We start from the raw sequence: 18,715 nt of genomic DNA on the forward strand, positions 1-18,715 counted from the left end.
TTTTTGATGATGAGAGATTGAATTTACTCACGCTAATTAACTTTTCTTCCCCTACACCCCACACCCTGCCTAAACCTTAGGCCACTTAATTTGTTTGATGACAACAATTTGTCGGTAACGACATGAATATGTCACTTTAAAAAGCAATGGACGTAACTGGATTCGAACCAGTGACCTCTACGATGTCAACGTAGCGCTCTAACCAACTGAGCTATACGTCCTTAACCACACAATCATTAATATTAGCGTATATTCATCCAGACAGTCAAGCATTAGGAGATTTTTTTATAATTCAACTTGTCTTCTGCTATTGGCTAACTCAGCAGCTAATTCAATGGCGGCTTTCATGCTGGTAGAGTCGGCAATTCCCTTACCTGCTATATCAAATGCTGTACCGTGGTCGGGTGAAGTGCGGACAAATGGTAGACCAATAGAAGTGTTAACGGCTCGGTCAAAGGCCATCAATTTCACAGGAATCAGACCTTGGTCGTGATAAAGTGCCAGATAAGCATCGGCTGGATTTTGTAGAGGAGAGTTCCCATACCAAGCTTGACCCGGTTTAACCCACATTGTATCTGGTGGTATCGGCCCACTTAGTTGTAAATGCGATCGCTTTTCTTGTTCTTGCTGCAACCAAGGAATTAACCAATCTAATTCTTCAGTTCCTAGCTGTCCCTGTTCGCCACTGTGGGGATTTAAACCTGCGATCGCAATTTTGGCTTCAACAATCCCAAAGTCTTGCTGTAAACACTCTACTAATAAATCTAGTTTCTTGGTCAACAATTCTGGTGTGAGTGCGTCGGGAACTTCGCGTAAAGGAATATGGGTAGTAGCGAGTAGTGTACGCAGTGTCCAACCAGTATAAGGCGATCGCGCCACAAATAACATCCCAAATCTTTCCACACCAGACTTTTGTGCTAGCAGTTCCGTTTGTCCGGGATAGTTGTAACCTGCGGCTTTCCAAGCAGACTTAGCGATAGGCCCGGTGACGATAGCATCAAATTTACCAGCTAGGGTTTCGGCGATCGCATCCTCCATATACGCAAAACTCGCTTTTCCGCTAGCGGCATTACCTTGACCGATGACAATCTCATCAGTAATATTCTGCTTTAACGGCACATCAATCACATTTAAGATGTCTGGATTTGCCAAAGGAGCTAAATTCCCACCTAAATTTAACTGCTCATATATCTGCACCAACAAATCTCGATTGCCAATCACGCTAATATCGTAATTTTTGCTCAACTCTGGGTCTGCCAACGCTTTTAAAATTACTTCTGGGCCAATTCCGGCTGGGTCTCCCAACGTCACGGCTAAACGTGGCAGATGTTCTCTGGGCGTGTCATTTATGAAAGACATACAAAAAAATCGCAGTGAGAGATTAGGGATATAAAAAGTTTAGAGGGATGGGGGATGAATCAGCAAAACCCTTACCAGCTTATATCTCATATCCTCATACCCAAGCTTCATCACTAAGCTTTATCGGTAAGTCCTGTAGGGATTGACCATCAAACTAGTTTAGAATTATTTACACAGGACTAATTCAACATTAACTGTTGAGCAGCGCAAGTAGACCTGGCCTTTACTTCAGTCTATCTGGAGTAATTAAAACACTTCACCTTGGTGTCTCAGGGCTGGTAAATATTAGATTTGAGCAAACAAGTCTAGTAGCAGCATACAGACCGAGAACCAGAAATTCTCAAGGTTTACTCTGAGAATTATTACAAACCATTCACAAAGGAGAGTCATCCCAATGGGCGGCGAAATTTTCAATGCAGCAATTCTGGCTTTTAGTTTAATCTTCGTAGGTTGGGCCTTAGGTGCTTTATTACTAAAAATTCAGGGTGCAGAAGAATAAACTCTCTGGAGTCTGAAAAAATAGCGTGTCCGGACAACGGACAACGCTGTTTATTTAGGCCATCAGTATTAATTAACTTCTGAGAAAAAGTGTAAACTTTTGTTTACGGATATAATTCTGTTAAGATTCATTTCATAAAACATTAATATTTAATACAACCCTCATGACATTATTAATCGTCGGTGCTACTGGCACCTTAGGAAGACAAGTGGCTCGTCGTGCTATCGATGAGGGGTATAAAGTACGCTGTCTTGTCCGGAGTACTAAAAAAGCGGCTTTCTTAAAAGAGTGGGGTGCAGAACTTGTAGTTGGAGATTTATGTTATCCCCAAACCCTGCCAGCGGCATTAGAAGGAGTAACCGCAATTATTGATGCGGCGACATCTCGTGCTACTGATTCTCTCACGATTAAACAAGTAGATTGGGAAGGTCAAGTAGCGTTAATTCAAGCTGCCAAAGCTGCTGGTGTCGAACGCTTTGTCTTCTTTTCCATCATTGATGCCGATAAATACCCAGATGTGCCGTTGATGGAAATCAAGCGGTGTACAGAAATTTTTCTCGCTGAATCTGGACTAAATTACACCATCCTACGTTTAGCCGGATTTATGCAAGGCTTAATTGGCCAATATGGCATCCCCATTTTAGAAGGACAACCAGTTTGGGTAACAGGTGAGTCATCACCCATTGCTTATATGGATACCCAAGACATCGCCAAATTTGCGGTGCGTGCTTTGAGTGTGCCAGAAACGCAAAAGCAAGCCTTTCCAGTAGTTGGAACTCGTGCTTGGAGTGCAGAAGAAATCATTAGCTTGTGCGAGCGCTTGTCTGGGAAAGAAGCCAAAGTCACACGGATGCCGTTAAACTTATTGCGTACAGTGCGACGATTTGTCCGTTTCTTTCAATGGGGATGGAATGTGGCAGATAGACTTGCCTTTACAGAAGTTTTAGCTAGTGGTAGACCTTTAAACGCTTCTATGACTGAAGTCTACAAAATCTTTGGCTTAGAGGCCAAAGAAACCACTACCCTAGAAAGCTACTTGCAAGAGTACTTCAGCAGAATTATGAAAAAACTCAAAGAGCTAAATTACGAGAAAACCAAGACCAAAAAGCAGAAAAATAAAAGGTCTCCGTTTAAAAATGTTAATAGTCAATAGTCAACGGTCAATAATGCCCAGTTAAAAGTGCTGAGTGTCTCTGGTTTTTTGGACTTTTGACTCTAAGTTAATGACTGGGTTGACCAAAATATGTCAGGATTACATAGTACAAAGCATCTGCAAAACTTGGATATTTGAATGTGCCGAAAGCAGGCATTATCTACAATGATTTAAAACCGATAGCGGGTCGCGTCGCTATCGAATTAAAAGACCAACTCACCGCTGCGGGTTGGGATGTATGTATCACAACTAGTATCGGTGGCATATTGGGCTACTCTAATCCCGAAAGCCCTGTATGTCACACTCCCCTTGATGGTTTAACACCCCCTGGTTTTGATGCGGAGATGGCCTTTGCAGTCGTACTGGGGGGAGATGGCACTGTTTTAGCAGCCTCGCGTCAAGTTGCTTCCATTGGTATTCCACTGTTAACGGTGAATACTGGACATATGGGCTTTTTAACGGAAACTTACCTCAATCAATTGCCTCAAGCTATTGACCAGGCAATGTCAGGTCAATATGAAATTGAAGAACGGGCAATGCTGACGGTGAAGGTTTTGCGTGAAGATTCGGTGTTGTGGGAAGCTTTATGTTTAAACGAAATGGTACTGCATCGGGAACCTTTAACCAGTATGTGCCATTTTGAAATTGCAATCGGTCGTCATGCACCAGTAGATATTGCGGCTGATGGCATAATTGTTTCTACACCAACAGGTTCAACAGCTTATTCGCTGAGTGCTGGTGGCCCTGTGGTTACGCCAGGAGTACCTGTTTTACAATTAGTCCCAATTTGTCCGCACTCCTTAGCTTCTAGGGCTTTGGTGTTTCCCGACACAGAAGCCGTCAATATTTATCCAGTGAATATTCCACGGTTAGTGATGGTGGTAGATGGCAATGGAGGATGTTATGTCTTTCCTGAAGATCGGGTATATTTAGAGCGATCGCAATATAGTGTGCGATTTATTCGTTTACAACCACCAGAATTTTTCCGGATCTTGCGCGAAAAATTGGGATGGGGTCTACCGCACATAGCCAAACCGACCTCAGTAGAGTTACCTTAGTGTTTAGTCAATAGTTCAATCGTCAAAATTTTTGATTGTGGTTTTTCCCGAATCAATGTTTTAAAAATGGAATTGAGAAACAGCCATGAAAATTCCATCAGTAAAATTTGAAATATTTCAAACAGCACCATCACCTATTTGATGCTATTGACTATTGACTCATCACATTTGACCTAAATTATGACAGTTGCTCACAGTCCCTGTGTTTTGGTGATTGAAACCGATGAAACTCTCGCAAATCAACTCTCTTTTGATTTGCAAGAAGCAGGTTATGACGCAATTTTAGCCCACGATGCCGCCAGCGGTATGCAGCACTGCCGTGATTCTCAGCCTGCTTTAATTGTTGTAGACCGAATGCTAGCAGGCGAATCAGGCCTCTCATTGTGTAAAAATATCAGAAGTGCTGGTCTGCGTTCCCCTGTGCTAGTTTTAATGGCCAGAGATACAGTTGATGACCGTGTAGCCTGTTTAGAAGCGGGTGCTGATGACTACATCCTCAAACCTTACCGCCCAGAAGAATTTTTAAAATTAATTCGCATATATTTAAAACCTGACATTGATACCACAGAGCAATTACGTTTTGGGGACTTAGTGTTAGATATATCGACTCGCCGTGCTATCCACAACGGGCGGGTAATTGATTTAACAATGAAAGAATTTGAATTACTGAAATTCTTGATGGAACATCCCCGTGAAGTTTTAACCCGCGAACAAATATTAGAAAATGTCTGGGGTTACGACTTTATGGGTGAGTCCAATGTCATAGAAGTATACATTCGTTACCTGCGCTTGAAAATTGAAGACGAAGGTCAAAAGCGTCTCATTCAAACAGTGCGCGGTGTCGGCTATGTTTTGCGAGAATCTTAAAGCAACAACAAAAGGTCAATAACTAAATTTTGCTCAAAACTTCTAGAATTATGCTAGAGCGGAGTTTTGAATTTCTGAGTAACTCTACCTATTTATGTCAGCAAAAAAACACTAATGGTAGTGGGCTTTCTCCGAGAAATTCTGTAAAATCGAAATTTAAATAACAAGATAGTAGATTTTATGATACGTTGGCTAAGTTTACTACCAATGGTTCTGAGTCTGTTGCTGATGGGGTGTTCTACGCAAACAACTGCTAATCCCACTGTAGATACTGCAAATACTCCAGTCCAAGCAGTGCAAAACCTTGGTCAAAACCTACCAATTGCGGCTAAAGCTATTGTGCCTAACGGTACAACAATTGATTTAGAAGTCGCAGTTACCCCAGAACAACAACAAAAAGGCTTGATGTATCGTCCGGCTTTGCCAAATAATCGCGGTATGTTATTCAAGTTCCCTACTGCACAACCTGTACAGTTTTGGATGAAGAATGTCCCTGTCGCTTTGGATATGGTGTTTTTGCAAAATGGGGTAGTGCAGTATGTTCAAGCAGCTGCACCTCCCTGTGCTAACGAACCCTGCCCTACTTATGGCCCTAATGTACCTATTGATACTGTAATTGAATTGCGATCGGGACGAGCAAGTGAATTAAAGTTGCAACCAGGAGATAAAGTAAAAATTAAATTTTTAAATACTAGTAATATACCGAAATAAAACTTAAGAACTTTGTGCAGTTAGGCAGAAAAAGACTGAATTAGTAATTTTTTGGTAAAAAAAATGTCAAGTAGTGATGAAATCGCTAATTGTGCCTAAAGCATCTAATATGATGACAAAAATACTAAAAAACGCAACTTAAGAGGTAAAATAACAATCTCAAAGATTCTTGGCGAAAAATCCTCCTTTTGACATAAGTGTAAATAGTCTTTCATAGGAGAGCATAGGCTATGGAATCTTTGTTACTCAATGTGTAACTGAATAAAGCACTTAAGTAAATTAGGGATGAAACCAATTTAATTTGTAGGACGTGCTACTAGAAAACTGAGCAAACCGATCATGATTCATCTGAAATTTCCCAGTTTTCGTGAATAAACGTTCTAATTGTGGAATATCAAGCAATATTTTGGGATCGTCATCCGGTAATTGCACAGTCACAGATGAAATAGTAGCTGCGGACAACAGAGGAATGGTGAATCTACATATGACTACAAATACTAAACAAGGAGGTGAGTTACAAATGTCACCATCAACATATTCAAGACTGATTCATTTTTTACAGGAAGATTTGTCAATTTCATCTGCATCTCTGGCAGTAGCTTTACGGCATAGCGAACAAGACCCTGGGCCGTTGCCGATGATTCTTTGGCAGTACGGTTTAATAACGATGGAACAGTTAGAGCAAATTTACGATTGGCTAGAGACTGTATAAGTACAAAAGCTCATACAGGAGAATTGATGTATGCTGCATCCACTCTGTCTTTTGCCTAGGTTCATAGATAAGATAAGAAAACTGATTTTTAATCCCACTTATTTCCAGCCAAATTAAAAGAGCGAGTTAAAAACAAAGATTTGACTCGCTCTTTTGATTTCTGGTCAAAAATATCGGGGAAATCTCGTCAAGAAACTGATTAACTATTGACCCAAAATCCTGGCTGCTGCCGCTACACCAGCACCTGGTGTGAAGTTTTCGTAACCTAGCTCTAACAACACTACTTCTAAGGATGCTATGCAGCTAAGGATATCGCGATCGCTCACAAAACCCAAGTGACCAATACGGAAAATTTTATTTTTCAGATGGTCTTGACCACCAGCTAAAGCAATATCAAATCGCTTATTCATCAGTGAACGAATTTTATCCGCTTCAATACCTACTGGTGCTACGGCTGTAATAGCTGGACTAGCGTAATTATCTGCGGCAAATAATGGCAAATTCAAGCCTTTAATAGCAGCCCGAGTCGCATTCTTTTGACGTTCGTGTCTGCCAAAAATAGACTCTAAACCTTCTTCTTTCATCATCTTCAAGGTGGTGTGTAGTGCCACAATGAGATTTACAGGCGGTGTGAAAGGTGTGGTATCTTTAGCCGCAGATTTCTTGTATTTGCCTAAATCTAAATAATATTTCGGCAATTTAGCTGTTTTATAAGCTTCCCAAGCTTTGGGACTCACAGAAACAAAACCCAAACCAGGCGGAATCATGTAGCCTTTTTGAGAACCAGAGGCGACTACATCTAATCCCCACGCATCCACAGGTAAATTAAATGCGCCTAAACTAGTCACAGCATCGACAATAATTAATGCTTGACCATGTTCTTTAACGTGGCGGTTAATAGTTTCCAAGTCATTGAGAACACCTGTGGAAGTCTCACTGTGAGTGATAATGACAGCTTTGATTTCTTTGGCGGTGTCTGCTTGTAATTTTTCAGCAAATTGCGCTGGGTCTAAAGGTTTACCCCATTCTGCTGTAATGGTTTCGACATTCAACCCGTAGGCTTGGCCGACTTCTGCCCAGCGTTCACCAAATTTACCATTACTACCAACTAAAATGCGATCGCCTGGGGAAAGAAAATTAATAATCCCCGCTTCTACTGCACCTGTACCGCTAACATTCAACATCAGTACATCGCTTTGGGTTTGGTGCAGCCATTTTAGGTTGGCAAACACCTCTGCAAGGAGGTTACTAAATTCACTGGTACGGTGGCCAATGGGATGTTTGGCTAAAGCGAGTAAGGCTGCTTCTGGCACTGGGGTAGGGCCAGGAATCATCAGCATCAGCTTATCTTGCATATGTTTGTCCTAGTCTTCAAATAAAAGTTGCAACTTTGCGGGATGGTTAATTTTAGAGCAAAAACTATACATAGTCATATACACATACAGTGTAATTTTGCTCCGCTATTTTTTGTATTTGTCAAATCCATAGAATTTTTGGTCAGCCTGACCTTAACAATTGGCGAACTCTAGATCACCTGATGTTTTTCAGGAAATTCCCCAGATGCATCAATCTCTGCATCTGATTTTTTCATAGAAGCTGATCTTTAGCTAACTACAACAAGACATCTAAGTTTACTACCCAGTTGATTTAAGTTTTATAGCAGCGATTATCTAGAATCTCACAAATTGGGGTGAAGGTACAACTTATTTTTTCCAGATTAGTTCTATACGCTCTTGTGCTTTTTTCAGAGCTACTTGCGGAGATTCACCCAGCAATGTAGACTCAATTGCTCGACCTAGACTGTCAGAAAGCCGATTATATCCAGCTAAAGTTGGACGAGCGCGCGCTACAGACATTTGCTCTAAAAACACCTTCATCCAAGGCTTTTGTTTAATGTATTCTTGATAAGCTTGACTTTGGGCCGATTTTAAATTTGCAGGTAAAAACCCAGCGCCAATTGCCCATTGTGTTTGAAATTCTTCACTTAAAACATATTCTAAAAACTTGAATGCAGCTTTTTCTCTTGCTGGCGTGGTTTTCATCACATATAAATTTCCTGACCCAGTTACTGTGGCTTTTTTAACATCACGCGGAATCGGCAACACTTGATAATCAACATTAGATTTAGTGATGTAAGTCCAAGGCCCAGTAATTTGCATAGCTACCCTACCTGCGATAAAAGCATCTTCTTCATAACCGCGTTCTGGCGGAGAAAGAGTAGCAGAACCATCTTTTAATAAGTCGTACCACAGCTGTAAAGCATGAATAGCTTGAGGATTATTTAAATTTGGTAGACCATTATTGACAACTTCACCCCCAGCACTTAATAAAAAGGGAAACCAACTAAACACAGTCCATTCTCCCTTACCGAAAGGCAGCAACATACCATACTGTTCTGGTCGCTTGTCACCATTGCGGTCTATAGTCAATTTTTTAGCCACTTCGCGCAATTCTTCCCAGGTTTGGGGTAGCGTTGTAATACCTGCCGCTTGAAATAACTTGGGACGGTAAAAAATGCCTAAATTACTGGTGGAAAGTGGTATTGACCATAGATGACCATCTAATGTCAATTCTTCTAAAAGATTAGGGCTAATTTCTGATTTAATTGGCGATTTATCTAGCCAGTCTTCTAGAGGTTGAATAGCTCCTAATTCAACAAACTGACCAGTCACTTGGGGATAAAACGCCAGAATATCAGGAGGAACTTTACCCACAACTGCGGTTAAAATTTTTGGCAATTGTTGATCTAGTTGTCCAGCATAGATAGATTCGACTTGAATATCATTATGTGTTTGGTTGAATTTCTCTACCAATTTTTGGAAGACTTCTCGATTAACAGGTGGATTAATACCTTGCCAGAGGGTTATACGAGTAACTGCATCGTTTTGCTGTACTTGGGACTGACAGCTTGCTAAGATAATTGGGCTAACACTTAAAATAGCGATTAAAATAGCCATTCGCCAGATAGAGCCAAGCCAGCGGCGAATTATATTAATCATGGGAAATATTTGTGCATAAACATGATTTAGCCAAAGCTTACCATATACTTGAAACAAGTCAGCTTAAAAGCATAACAGACGATAATCTGCAAGAATTGAAGCCTGAGAGGATGTTTTAAAAGTTTTGGGCGAATATAATTCGCTACTATACAAACAAAGTCCGCACTTCGACAAGCTCAGTGACCACCTGCGCGGACTCATGAAAAATCAATGGTCTTGAACCCACGCAGGTGGTGAGACCAGCGCTCTTGGTATTAAGAACTAGACTTGTTTCATCTTGATTTTGCGGTTGCTACTTGTATTGCTGAAAAATAAAACCCATCAAGACTATTACAAGCCAGATGGAGAAATTTCTGTTAAAACGCTCTTAGTAATACTGGTTTCCGCTCTGCTATAGACGTAAGTTTGAAATTGCGGTAATTTTTGAGTTTTGAAAGTTTTTTCGGCTCGATACCAAAAGTCAGTATCTTCGCCATAAGCAATATTATTAAAGCCTTTTAACTCAAAAAATACTTGTCTCTTGCCAAAAAAGGTTGCGCCAAGTACGCATTCTCGAACATTAATTGTTTTATCTGGTTGAAAATAATCTGCTACCCAAATCTCTTCTTCAGCAACAAAGCCACCTTCTATCAAATCAATTTCTGGATGCTCTTGCATATATTTAATGCGGAGATCCAAATGCTCGGGTAAATAGCTGTCATCGCTATCTAAAAATGTGATATGTCTACCAAATGATGCCTGAATTCCCACATTTTTAGCATAGCACTGTTTTTTATTTTGATGTTTTAAATAACGGATATTCCGAAATTTTTGAATATATTCATTGATGACTTCAAAGGTATTATCACTACTGCCATCATCTACTACCAACAGTTCCCAATCTTTAAAAGTTTGAGCAATAATACTATCAATACAATAATTTAAATATTTAGCACGATTGTATGTACAAAGTATGATTGATATTTCAGGAATGTTGTCAAAAATTATACTCATCATCAATAACTCAAAAATATTTTGAAGAAGAATTCACAAGTCAGAATTTAGGAGTCAGAATCAAGAAGAGTCCTGAATTCTTACCATAGGATAGCAAAACCGCTTGTGGCTGAAGATAGAATTTGGGAATTGGTAGAAGCTTTAAATAGTTTTGATGAAATCGATCGCCTAACTAATAACATAATACGTACAGTTAAGAAAGTTTCTCAATTGACACCAGGGAACAGCAAAAGAAAAAATGCTGATCTAAACTGTATTGGCTGATAACTAAAGACAAATATACCTGAAAAGCTGTTAGGCGATCGCTGGCATAATAATTAGACAATATTATACTTACTCAGGTGCAACCACTTTCTCTGCAATATGGTGGTTGAGTGACCAACGGTGGTCAACAGGTACAGAAGTAACCTCACAAATTTGTTCTAAGCGTTTTTGCTGAACTGCAGCTTTACGTAAGGTAATAATTAGTTGATTTACCTGATGCCGCAAGTCTGGGTTTTGATTGACTGCTAACATGGTTTGTCTTTCTAATAGTTGCAGTATCAGTTCGTAATGGATCGGTGATGGTAGAGGAATTTGCTCCATGTGGTTTAATATTGCAGAAGTATAATTTGTATTCATCAAAATTTATCTCTTGCTATGAATTGTTACACAAGAAACAAATATTTGGTTGTAGTGTGGATGTAATTAGAAATTAAGTTTTCGCCAAGCCCCGTTAAATTACCAAGCTATCTATGTTATTTTTATTACTTATTATATAGCATCACCTTTAATAAGTTTTAGGTAAAATTTGCGCGATCGCTATTTCAGGATCAGCTTGTTTGACTAATGATTCGCCAATTAATACGGCGGCTGCACCTGCGTTTGCCACTACACTTAAATCTTCGGGTGTATGCAAGCCTGACTCGCTGACAACCAAGATATTCCGTGCGCTTAATTCCTGACTTCTAGCCGCTAAAAGTTGGCAAGTGGTTTGCAAATCTACAGTGAAATCCTCTAAGTTGCGGTTATTGATGCCAACTAAAGAAACACCATCTAAAGCCAGTACTCGGTCGAGTTCTTCTAGACTGTGAACTTCAATCAAAGCTGCCATATTCAAGGCTTTAGCTATTTTGATGAAATATTGTAAGTCTTGGTCACTGAGGATAGCAGCAATTAATAAAACCGCATCTGCACCGTGAATTCTCGCTAAGTACATCTGGTAAGGATAAATAATAAATTCCTTACACAATAAAGGTATATCAACGGCGGCACGTACTTTAGCTAAGTTGTCAAAGCTGCCTTGAAAAAATTTGACATCTGTTAATACAGAAATACAACTAGCACCACCTTGCTGATAGGATAAAGCGATCGCCACTGGGTCAAAATCTTCTCGTAAAACGCCCTTACTGGGGGAAGCTTTTTTAACTTCGGCAATTAACGCTGGTTTTGTTTTACCTCCTTTGAGGGCGGCGACAAAATCTAAAGTTGGCGGTGCGGAAAGTGCTTGTTTTTGCAACTCTATCAAAGGCTGCTTTTCTCGCATCTGGTCAACTTCAATTTCTTTTTGCCAGACAATTTCTTCCAAAATGTTGTTTGGTTGAGAATCTGGCAAAGCTACTTGATAGCGCAATATGGATACATCTATAGCGGGGCTGGGTGAACGGCGACGGATTTGCATAACTAGTGCTGAGTGCTGAGTGCTGAGTGCTGAGTAGTAAGAAAGTAAAAAGATAAAAAGCAACTATTTTTACTTTTACCTTTTTACTTTTTACTTTTTTAAGCTACTGCCCGTTTATAGGCTTCATCTAGAACTTCCGAGAGGGTGGGGTGGGCGTGGACTAGATGGGCGAGGGTATGGACAGATTCACGCTTGGCTACGGCGGCGGAGGCTTCGTGAATTAAGTCAGAAGCGTGCATCCCGAAGATGTGAACGCCTAGGACTTCGCCTGTGTCTTTGCGATAGATGACTTTTGCTATACCATCGGCTTCGTTTTCTGCCAATGCTTTAGAGTTGCCTTTGAAGTAACTCTTACTTGTAGCAACTTCAAAACCTTCTGTTTGTCCCAATTCTTTAGCGGCGGTTTCAGTTAAGCCGACGTAGCTAACTTCTGGGTGGGTGAAGGCGGCGGCGGGGATACTGCGATAATCAACAGTACGCGATCGCCCGACGATATTTTCGACAGCTACAATACCTTGAGCCGAAGCGGCGTGAGCCAACATCATTTTGCCGTTAGCATCACCAATTGCCCAAAGATGCGGCACAACTTCACCTGCACTCAGCACTGCCATGCGATCGTCTACAGGGATGAAATTGCGCCGATCTAACTCTACACCTACAGATTCTAAACCGAGATTTTGGGTAGCGGGGATGCGTCCTGTGGCTACTAAGCAAGCATCAACTTCTAAAACTTCTAAATCTTCTTTGGTTTTGAAATTGGCTAACTCAATCACCACTGGCGAACCAGGAATCACTCTTTTAGCGTAGATGCCAACTTTGGTTTCAATATCGCGGGGGGTAATTAATACCCGTTCAGCGAGTTTAGCAATGTCGCGGTCAAACCCTGGCATTAATTGGTCTAGGGCTTCAATCATCGTGATTTCGCTGCCCAAAGCCGAGTACACATCCGAAAATTCTAAGCCGATGTAACCGCTACCAATGATTGCCACCCAAGATGGTAGGGATTCTAGCTTGACGCCTTGGTCGCTGGTAAATACAGTTTTGCCGTCAACTTCAATTCCGGGAGGAACGAAGGGAACTGAACCAGGCGAGAGAATAATATCTTTGGCGGTGATAGTTTTTTCGCCGCCATCGCCACTGACAGTAATTTTTTGTGTACCTGCGATTTTGCCCCAGCCCCGGATGATATCTACACCCAGACGCTTGAGGCTGTTGGTTAAGTCTCCTTGAATTTTTGAGACTAGATTACCGGCATGATCCGCGATCGCTTGGCGATCGAACTCCACATTGCCGATTTGAATGCCCAATGACTTGAGGTGGTGGGCATTGCGTAACTCCCGCACACGTCCTGCTGCGGCTAACAAAGCTTTTGATGGAATACAGCCCCTGTTGACACAAGTGCCTCCCATATCTGCTGCTTCGATAATCGCTGTTTTCAAACCGCAGCTTACCGCGTGTAGGGCTGCGCCATGCCCGCCTACACCCGCGCCAATAATCACTAAATCGTAATCAAATCCTTGACTCACGTTAGTTTCCCCGTGTGCTTCGCCTATTTATTCTCAACTCGACTAGCAATCCTGACAACCCCTAGAGGTTGGGAGTGGCTAAATCACTAAATCAACTATTATGATTCACGCTAGCAAGCGAAGAGATAAATTTATTAACAATTTTAGTAAACATTATTTACTTATTTAATTTTATACTGATATGGCTGATTTTTTCTGAAGAGTGTAATAGCTCATTCAGGTTGTAAAAATAGTTTTTTCCCTTTGGAACTATTTTGTATTTTGATTCATCAATAAACTACACAAAACAACTTAGTGAATTAGTATTAGAAACTACTAGTATTAATGTGGAAATAAACTAAATGTTCAAATGAATAGTGCTGAGTCAGAGTCAGACTACTTAGTAATGCATTGAAAATATAAATGTCCTATTTGATCGCCAGCAGCCTTTTAACTCAGCACTTAGCACTGTTTACTGCTTTGTTGTACTAGTATCAGATTGTTTGAAATTTCAGGAACAGCCTCATGGTGATGACTGGGAATTCAAATGTGGGTATGAGCCGAAAAGCCAACCTGGATCTAAAATTCATTTACGCATAGGATCTTCGTACTTCGTCCGCCCAATGTCTATTCCCAAAATCAGTGAATTTACCATCCGTCGTTATGCCAACGCCAAGTCTTACCAGCGCGGTGAGGCTTATTTTGAGTCAGGTGCAGTCGATACCATTACTCGGCGCGGTAATTTTTTGCAAGCAGAAGTTGATGGCAGTGAAGCTAGGCCTTATCGGGTTAACCTCAGTTTTGATGGTCATAGTTTAACTTCTGCAACTTGCACCTGTGCTTATAACTTGGATGGATGGTGTAAGCACATTGTGGCCACCATGCTTGTCTGTGTTCGCCAGCCAGAAATTATTGAACATCGTCCGACATTAGAACAATTATTAGATCGATTAGATCATGTGCAGACACAGAGGCTAGTACAAGAATTAGTCGCTGAACATCCGCAACTGATAGAGACGATAGACCGCCATGTTATTTGGATGACCAGTCCGCCGCCCCAGCCAAAAAAGCTCAAATCTCTACGCCAGAATATTTTTGATACCAATCCTGTGCGGCGAAAGGTACGGCAGATTCTCCACGATGCAGTGCGCTATCTGGAGGATGGGTGTGAAGAAGACCCGATTGCGGAAGAATTGTTGAGTTTAGTGCAAACTGCGGTAGACTTGAGCGAACGAGGAGAAGGAAATAAAGCGATCGCCGTTTTAGAAGCCATTACTTCTACCTGTATCGAAAATTGGTATGAAGTCGCCGAGTATGGTGCTGACTATGACGAAATTGCTTGGGAATTCAATAATGCTTGGTGCGAAGCTATTTTGACAGCTGAACTAACTTCTGAAGAAAAAGTGGATATCCAAGTCAACTTGGAAGTTTGGCAAGACGAATGGGACGTTGATTTTGGATTAAGTTTAGAAGCTTTACGCCAAGGTTGGGATTATCCGCCACTGGTGCAAGTTCTTCAAGGTAAGATTGGCGAAAAAGGCGCGTGGGAGGCGAAAATTCCCGATTATGCTGATGATTTGGCCTTAATTCGCCTGAAAATTCTCGAACGCCAAGAACGCTATCAAGAATATTTATATTTAGCTGAGGCAGAAGGGCAAACGCGGCAATATTTAACTATGTTAGGCAGACTCGGCAGGGTAGAAGAAGCCGTAAAAGTTGCCCAAACCGAGATGAATTCAATGGAAGAAGCCTTTGCCTTGGGGAAAACTTTAAAAGAACAAGGTGCGTTACAACAAGCATTACATATTGCTCAAATTGGCTTACAATTATCAGGTAACTGTCAGTATGAATTAGGCATTTGGGCCAGTGATTTAGCCCAAAATTTAGGCAACAAAACCACAGCTTTACAAGCGAAAAAAATCGCCTTTCAAGCTCACCCATCTTTAGAAGAGTACCAAAATATTCAAGAATTGGCAGGTGAAGATTGGGAAACTGTCAAAGCCGAATTAATAAAAATTCTGCGTGTCTATAGTAGTTGGGAAAGTGCTGCTGTTAAGGTTGATATTTATTTACGAGAAGGACTGATTGATGATGCGATCGCAATTGCTAAAGAACTCACTCATTATCACTCTGATATCATTCATCGGGTGATGAATGCCGCCATCTCCTATCGTCCTGAGTGGGTGATTAGCCAAGCTTGTAGGCGTGCCGAATTAATTATGGATGCAGCTAAAGCAGAGTATTATGATGCCGCCGTCGAGTGGTTAAGAAAAGCTCGCGCCGCTTATATTGCATCCGCTAGACAAGCCGACTGGTTAAAATATCGCGCCAAAATCATGGAAATTCACGCCCGCAAACGTAAGTTGATGGGAATGTTGCAGGGAAGAGATATGGAATAGTTCGTAATTCCCACAAGAGGCGGCTATAGGGAGAGCAGCAGATATTATTGATTAATAGTTTCTGGAAAACTACATATTAGGTAAGCTAGTCGTCATTTAAATTGCACCATATTCATGGTAGTAAAAGCTGCAAACCCTCTCCCTTGCTCCCTGCCCCCTGCTCCCCTGCGGTCTCAATGTGAAAATTAAACGATTAACAGCTTACTATAAGCCGCTCTATTTCCGAAAACTCTGCGGCTGCTTGTGAAGTATGTAATTATTAAAATACATCCTTGGAAAACTACGGTAAAAGCTTATGTAGTCCTTCAGTCTCAATCAAATTCATTTCATTGGCGAATGCAAAAATCCTCTGTTGATTCGGTGGAAGTTCGCCACGCCCTTATTTGATTGCAGTCACCAAGGTAAAAAGTTATGGAACAAATTTATAAATATCCGCGTACCCATCACATCGAGGGTTCGCGGTTGCAGCCTGGGGATGAAGATTTAAACAGCGTTCCCTTTAGTGCGATTAAAAATCAGTATGTAGTCGTGGAAGAAAAAGTCGATGGCGCAAACGCCGCTATTAGCTTTACTGCCAACGGACAACTCAAATTGCAAAGTCGCGGACATTATTTAACAGGTGGTGCGAGAGAAAAGCACTTTAACTTGTTTAAACAATGGGCGCATACTCGCGCCACCGCATTTTTGCAAGTTTTGGGGAGTCGGTTCATTTTGTTTGGTGAATGGCTGTATGCCAAGCACACCGTTTTTTATGATGCCTTACCTCATTACTTCCTAGAATACGATGTGCTGGATTTAGAACAGCAAGTTTTTCTCAGCACCAAGAACCGTCAGCAGTTACTTGCAGATTTGCCTTTAGTTTCTGTACCTGTGTTGTTTGCTGGCGAACTGCAATCTTATCAACAACTCATCGCCCTGCTGCAAAAGTCCCATTATCAAACCCCCGCACATTTGCAGCGTTTCCAACAAATTTGTCTGGAACAAGGCTTAGATGTCGAACGTTCCCTCAAACAAACTGACCAAAGTGCTTTGATGGAAGGTTTATATATTAAAGTCGAGCCACAAGCAACGGTAACAGCCCGTTATAAATATGTGCGTTCCAGCTTTTTAACCACCATTCAGCAGTCCGATGGACATTGGCTAAACCGCCCAATAATTCCCAATCAACTGCATCCTAGTGCAGATTTGTTTGCTTAACGGGGCGAATTCATCTCTCAAACTCTTATTATCCGCGCCTTTGCGCCTCTGCTTGAGACAAAAATCATCTAGTTTACAGGTAATAATTTATGAATGCTTTGATGCAAAATTGGACATTTCCTTATTGTCCTAATGAAGATGACTGGACAATTAACTGGTCAGCGTTAGAAGCAAAATTTGATTGGTTGCGATCGCTTGCTGATTGTCCCCAAGACCCACGTTATCATGCTGAAGGGAATGTTCTCATTCACACCAAACTTGTATGCGAGGCATTAGTCGCTTTACCCCAATGGCGAACATTACCAGCTAAAGAACGTTCTGTATTATTCGCCGCAGCTTTATTGCATGATGTCGCCAAACCCGCCGCAACTCAAATAGCTAAAGATGGCTCGGTTTCTTCTAAAGGTCATGTCCTCCAAGGGGCGAAAATGGCACAGGAAATTCTCTGGGATTTAAACGTACCATTTCCAGAGCGGGAAGCGGTTGTAGCTTTGGTGAAATATGGCAGTTTACCCCTGTGGTTTTGGGATAAACCCAACCCAGAACGGGCGGTAATTAAAACAAGTCAAATCATTCGTTGCGATATGTTGGGTTTACTCGCCGAAGCAGATGTGCGGGGACGTTACTGCAATGACCAAGCACAATTATTAGAACGGATTGAGTTTTTCCGCGAATTTTGCCAAGAAAACCAATGTTTTGAGCAACCGCGTGCATTTCCTTCCGCACACAGTCGGTTTGTGTATTTTCAAAAAGAAAATGCCAACCCAGACTATGCAGCCTTTGATGATACGCGCTTTGGGGTAGTGATCATGTCGGGTTTACCGGGTGCAGGGAAAGATACTTGGATAAAGGAAAATTTGCCTGACTGGCGAGTGATTTCTTTAGATGCACTGCGAAAGCAAATGAATATCAGCCCAGAAGATGACCAAGGTGCAGTGATAAATGCAGCCAAAACCATAGCCAAAGAATATATGCGCAATGGTCAATGTTTTGTGTGGAATGCAACTAATATTAGTCGGCAATTGCGAGGGATGTTAACTCGTTTGTTTACCAGTTATCAAGCCAACATTCGCATTCTTTATTTAGAAGCACCTTGGGAGGAATTGTTACGGAGAAATTGCGATCGCCCTGCTCATGCTAAACTTCCCGAAAAAGTACTGTATAAATTAAAGCAGCGTCTAGAAGTTCCCGATATTACCGAAGCACACAAGGTAGATTGGTTAGTACGGTGAAAATGTTAGTGTGCGATCGCATCATATTAAAAATTATTCTACTTTTAAAACTCTTGCTCTTTGCATCTTTGCGTGAGATAAAAATCATCCCATTAATCAGCCACATTAAAAAGCACTCTCCTTAAGGAGAGTGCTTTTGATTAATTAGTTATTGCTTCTATCTTAGAAGATTAACCATTGATAGCAGGAGCAGAAATAGCAACAGGAGCTTGCTCACCGCTAGCCAAATCTAAGGGGAAGTTGTGAGCATTGCGCTCGTGCATCACTTCCATACCCAAGTTAGCACGGTTGATGATATCAGCCCAGGTGTTAATGACACGACCTTGAGAATCAATCACAGATTGGTTGAAGTTGAAACCGTTCAAGTTGAA

At 41.3% G+C, this 18,715-nt stretch carries 17 protein-coding genes, 1 tRNA gene and 1 pseudogene; 10 read left to right on the top strand and 9 right to left on the bottom strand.

Annotation, left to right across the window (positions count from 1 at the left end):
* Nucleotides 1–147: 147 nt before the first annotated feature.
* Nucleotides 148–221 (bottom strand) — tRNA-Val (locus H6G69_RS29085).
* Nucleotides 222–285: 64 nt separating this feature from the next.
* Nucleotides 286–1,359, bottom strand: a complete 1,074-nt coding sequence (pdxA, locus tag H6G69_RS29090) for a 4-hydroxythreonine-4-phosphate dehydrogenase PdxA (RefSeq protein WP_190692591.1) — start codon at nucleotides 1,357–1,359, stop codon at nucleotides 286–288.
* 394 nt (nucleotides 1,360–1,753) lie between these two features.
* Between pdxA and H6G69_RS29095 the strand changes: the two genes are divergently transcribed.
* The 6 genes from H6G69_RS29095 to H6G69_RS29120 all read left to right on the top strand — a co-directional run bounded on the left by H6G69_RS29095 (nucleotide 1,754) and on the right by H6G69_RS29120 (nucleotide 6,359).
* On the top strand, nucleotides 1,754–1,858 hold the full coding sequence (locus tag H6G69_RS29095) for a PetM family cytochrome b6-f complex subunit 7 (RefSeq protein ID WP_190692592.1): 105 nt from the start codon (nucleotides 1,754–1,756) through the stop codon (nucleotides 1,856–1,858).
* Nucleotides 1,859–2,021: 163 nt separating this feature from the next.
* Nucleotides 2,022–3,011, top strand: a complete 990-nt coding sequence (locus tag H6G69_RS29100) for an SDR family oxidoreductase (protein WP_190692593.1) — start codon at nucleotides 2,022–2,024, stop codon at nucleotides 3,009–3,011.
* Between the two features lie 140 nt (nucleotides 3,012–3,151).
* The gene (locus tag H6G69_RS29105; protein ID WP_190692594.1) at nucleotides 3,152–4,069 is read left to right on the top strand and encodes an NAD(+) kinase; all 918 of its coding nucleotides are present in this window, start codon (nucleotides 3,152–3,154) and stop codon (nucleotides 4,067–4,069) included.
* A gap of 180 nt (nucleotides 4,070–4,249) precedes the next feature.
* Entirely contained in the window at nucleotides 4,250–4,936 is a 687-nt protein-coding gene (gene nblR / locus H6G69_RS29110) for a response regulator transcription factor NblR (RefSeq protein WP_190692595.1), read from the top strand.
* A gap of 180 nt (nucleotides 4,937–5,116) precedes the next feature.
* Nucleotides 5,117–5,647 (top strand): DUF192 domain-containing protein, encoded by a 531-nt coding sequence (locus H6G69_RS29115; protein ID WP_190692596.1) that lies wholly within the window; start codon nucleotides 5,117–5,119, stop codon nucleotides 5,645–5,647.
* Nucleotides 5,648–6,131: 484 nt separating this feature from the next.
* Nucleotides 6,132–6,359: a DUF2949 domain-containing protein gene (locus H6G69_RS29120; protein WP_190692597.1), complete on the top strand. Its 228-nt coding sequence runs from the start codon at nucleotides 6,132–6,134 to the stop codon at nucleotides 6,357–6,359.
* A 203-nt stretch (nucleotides 6,360–6,562) separates the two neighbouring features.
* Here the strand turns inward: H6G69_RS29120 and H6G69_RS29125 are convergent, their stop codons facing one another.
* The 3 genes from H6G69_RS29125 to H6G69_RS29135 all read right to left on the bottom strand — a co-directional run bounded on the left by H6G69_RS29125 (nucleotide 6,563) and on the right by H6G69_RS29135 (nucleotide 10,354).
* Nucleotides 6,563–7,714 carry an alanine--glyoxylate aminotransferase family protein gene (locus H6G69_RS29125; RefSeq protein WP_190692598.1) on the bottom strand — a complete coding sequence of 384 codons (1,152 nt, stop codon included), beginning with the start codon at nucleotides 7,712–7,714 and terminating at the stop codon, nucleotides 6,563–6,565.
* A gap of 348 nt (nucleotides 7,715–8,062) precedes the next feature.
* Nucleotides 8,063–9,358, bottom strand: a complete 1,296-nt coding sequence (locus H6G69_RS29130; RefSeq protein WP_190692599.1) for an ABC transporter substrate-binding protein — start codon at nucleotides 9,356–9,358, stop codon at nucleotides 8,063–8,065.
* Between the two features lie 330 nt (nucleotides 9,359–9,688).
* Nucleotides 9,689–10,354, bottom strand: coding sequence for a glycosyltransferase family A protein (locus tag H6G69_RS29135; protein ID WP_190692600.1), 666 nt, complete (start codon nucleotides 10,352–10,354; stop codon nucleotides 9,689–9,691).
* Nucleotides 10,355–10,456: 102 nt separating this feature from the next.
* Between H6G69_RS29135 and H6G69_RS29140 the strand changes: the two genes are divergently transcribed.
* Entirely contained in the window at nucleotides 10,457–10,615 is a 159-nt protein-coding gene (locus tag H6G69_RS29140) for a hypothetical protein (RefSeq protein WP_190692601.1), read from the top strand.
* A 69-nt stretch (nucleotides 10,616–10,684) separates the two neighbouring features.
* Here the strand turns inward: H6G69_RS29140 and H6G69_RS29145 are convergent, their stop codons facing one another.
* From H6G69_RS29145 to lpdA, 3 genes are all read right to left on the bottom strand, one after another.
* Nucleotides 10,685–10,936 carry a DUF5340 domain-containing protein gene (locus H6G69_RS29145; protein WP_190692612.1) on the bottom strand — a complete coding sequence of 84 codons (252 nt, stop codon included), beginning with the start codon at nucleotides 10,934–10,936 and terminating at the stop codon, nucleotides 10,685–10,687.
* A 184-nt stretch (nucleotides 10,937–11,120) separates the two neighbouring features.
* Nucleotides 11,121–12,011 (bottom strand): indole-3-glycerol phosphate synthase TrpC, encoded by an 891-nt coding sequence (gene trpC / locus H6G69_RS29150; protein ID WP_190692602.1) that lies wholly within the window; start codon nucleotides 12,009–12,011, stop codon nucleotides 11,121–11,123.
* Nucleotides 12,012–12,109: 98 nt separating this feature from the next.
* The gene (gene lpdA, locus H6G69_RS29155) at nucleotides 12,110–13,537 is read right to left on the bottom strand and encodes a dihydrolipoyl dehydrogenase (protein WP_190692603.1); all 1,428 of its coding nucleotides are present in this window, start codon (nucleotides 13,535–13,537) and stop codon (nucleotides 12,110–12,112) included.
* 602 nt (nucleotides 13,538–14,139) lie between these two features.
* Here lpdA and H6G69_RS29160 point away from each other — a divergent pair.
* From H6G69_RS29160 to H6G69_RS29170, 3 genes are all read left to right on the top strand, one after another.
* A complete protein-coding gene (locus H6G69_RS29160) occupies nucleotides 14,140–15,915 on the top strand; it encodes an SWIM zinc finger domain-containing protein (RefSeq protein ID WP_190692604.1) in 1,776 nt (591 codons plus the stop codon).
* Between the two features lie 411 nt (nucleotides 15,916–16,326).
* Nucleotides 16,327–17,112, top strand: a complete 786-nt coding sequence (locus tag H6G69_RS29165; RefSeq protein WP_190692605.1) for an RNA ligase family protein — start codon at nucleotides 16,327–16,329, stop codon at nucleotides 17,110–17,112.
* Nucleotides 17,113–17,201: 89 nt separating this feature from the next.
* Entirely contained in the window at nucleotides 17,202–18,344 is a 1,143-nt protein-coding gene (locus H6G69_RS29170) for an AAA family ATPase (RefSeq protein ID WP_190692606.1), read from the top strand.
* A gap of 170 nt (nucleotides 18,345–18,514) precedes the next feature.
* On the opposite strand, the pseudogene H6G69_RS29175 reads toward H6G69_RS29170, so the two are convergent.
* Nucleotides 18,515–18,715: pseudogene (locus tag H6G69_RS29175) on the bottom strand (photosystem II q(b) protein); the annotation flags it as partial.

The organism is Nostoc sp. FACHB-110 (genome assembly GCF_014697425.1).
Taxonomy (GTDB): Bacteria; Cyanobacteriota; Cyanobacteriia; order Cyanobacteriales; family Nostocaceae; genus Nostoc_B.

Excerpts from the sequence above, each read along its gene's own strand:
- pdxA (WP_190692591.1), bottom strand. The coding sequence starts at position 1,359 with ATGTCTTTCATAAATGACACGCCCAGAGAACATCTGCCACGTTTAGCC.
- H6G69_RS29095 (WP_190692592.1), top strand. The coding sequence starts at position 1,754 with ATGGGCGGCGAAATTTTCAATGCAGCAATTCTGGCTTTTAGTTTAATC.
- H6G69_RS29100 (WP_190692593.1), top strand. The coding sequence starts at position 2,022 with ATGACATTATTAATCGTCGGTGCTACTGGCACCTTAGGAAGACAAGTG.
- nblR (WP_190692595.1), top strand. The coding sequence starts at position 4,250 with ATGACAGTTGCTCACAGTCCCTGTGTTTTGGTGATTGAAACCGATGAA.
- H6G69_RS29115 (WP_190692596.1), top strand. The coding sequence starts at position 5,117 with ATGATACGTTGGCTAAGTTTACTACCAATGGTTCTGAGTCTGTTGCTG.
- H6G69_RS29120 (WP_190692597.1), top strand. The coding sequence starts at position 6,132 with ATGACTACAAATACTAAACAAGGAGGTGAGTTACAAATGTCACCATCA.
- H6G69_RS29125 (WP_190692598.1), bottom strand. The coding sequence starts at position 7,714 with ATGCAAGATAAGCTGATGCTGATGATTCCTGGCCCTACCCCAGTGCCA.
- H6G69_RS29130 (WP_190692599.1), bottom strand. The coding sequence starts at position 9,358 with ATGATTAATATAATTCGCCGCTGGCTTGGCTCTATCTGGCGAATGGCT.
- H6G69_RS29135 (WP_190692600.1), bottom strand. The coding sequence starts at position 10,354 with ATGATGAGTATAATTTTTGACAACATTCCTGAAATATCAATCATACTT.
- H6G69_RS29145 (WP_190692612.1), bottom strand. The coding sequence starts at position 10,936 with ATGGAGCAAATTCCTCTACCATCACCGATCCATTACGAACTGATACTG.
- trpC (WP_190692602.1), bottom strand. The coding sequence starts at position 12,011 with ATGCAAATCCGTCGCCGTTCACCCAGCCCCGCTATAGATGTATCCATA.
- H6G69_RS29160 (WP_190692604.1), top strand. The coding sequence starts at position 14,140 with ATGTCTATTCCCAAAATCAGTGAATTTACCATCCGTCGTTATGCCAAC.
- H6G69_RS29165 (WP_190692605.1), top strand. The coding sequence starts at position 16,327 with ATGGAACAAATTTATAAATATCCGCGTACCCATCACATCGAGGGTTCG.
- H6G69_RS29170 (WP_190692606.1), top strand. The coding sequence starts at position 17,202 with ATGAATGCTTTGATGCAAAATTGGACATTTCCTTATTGTCCTAATGAA.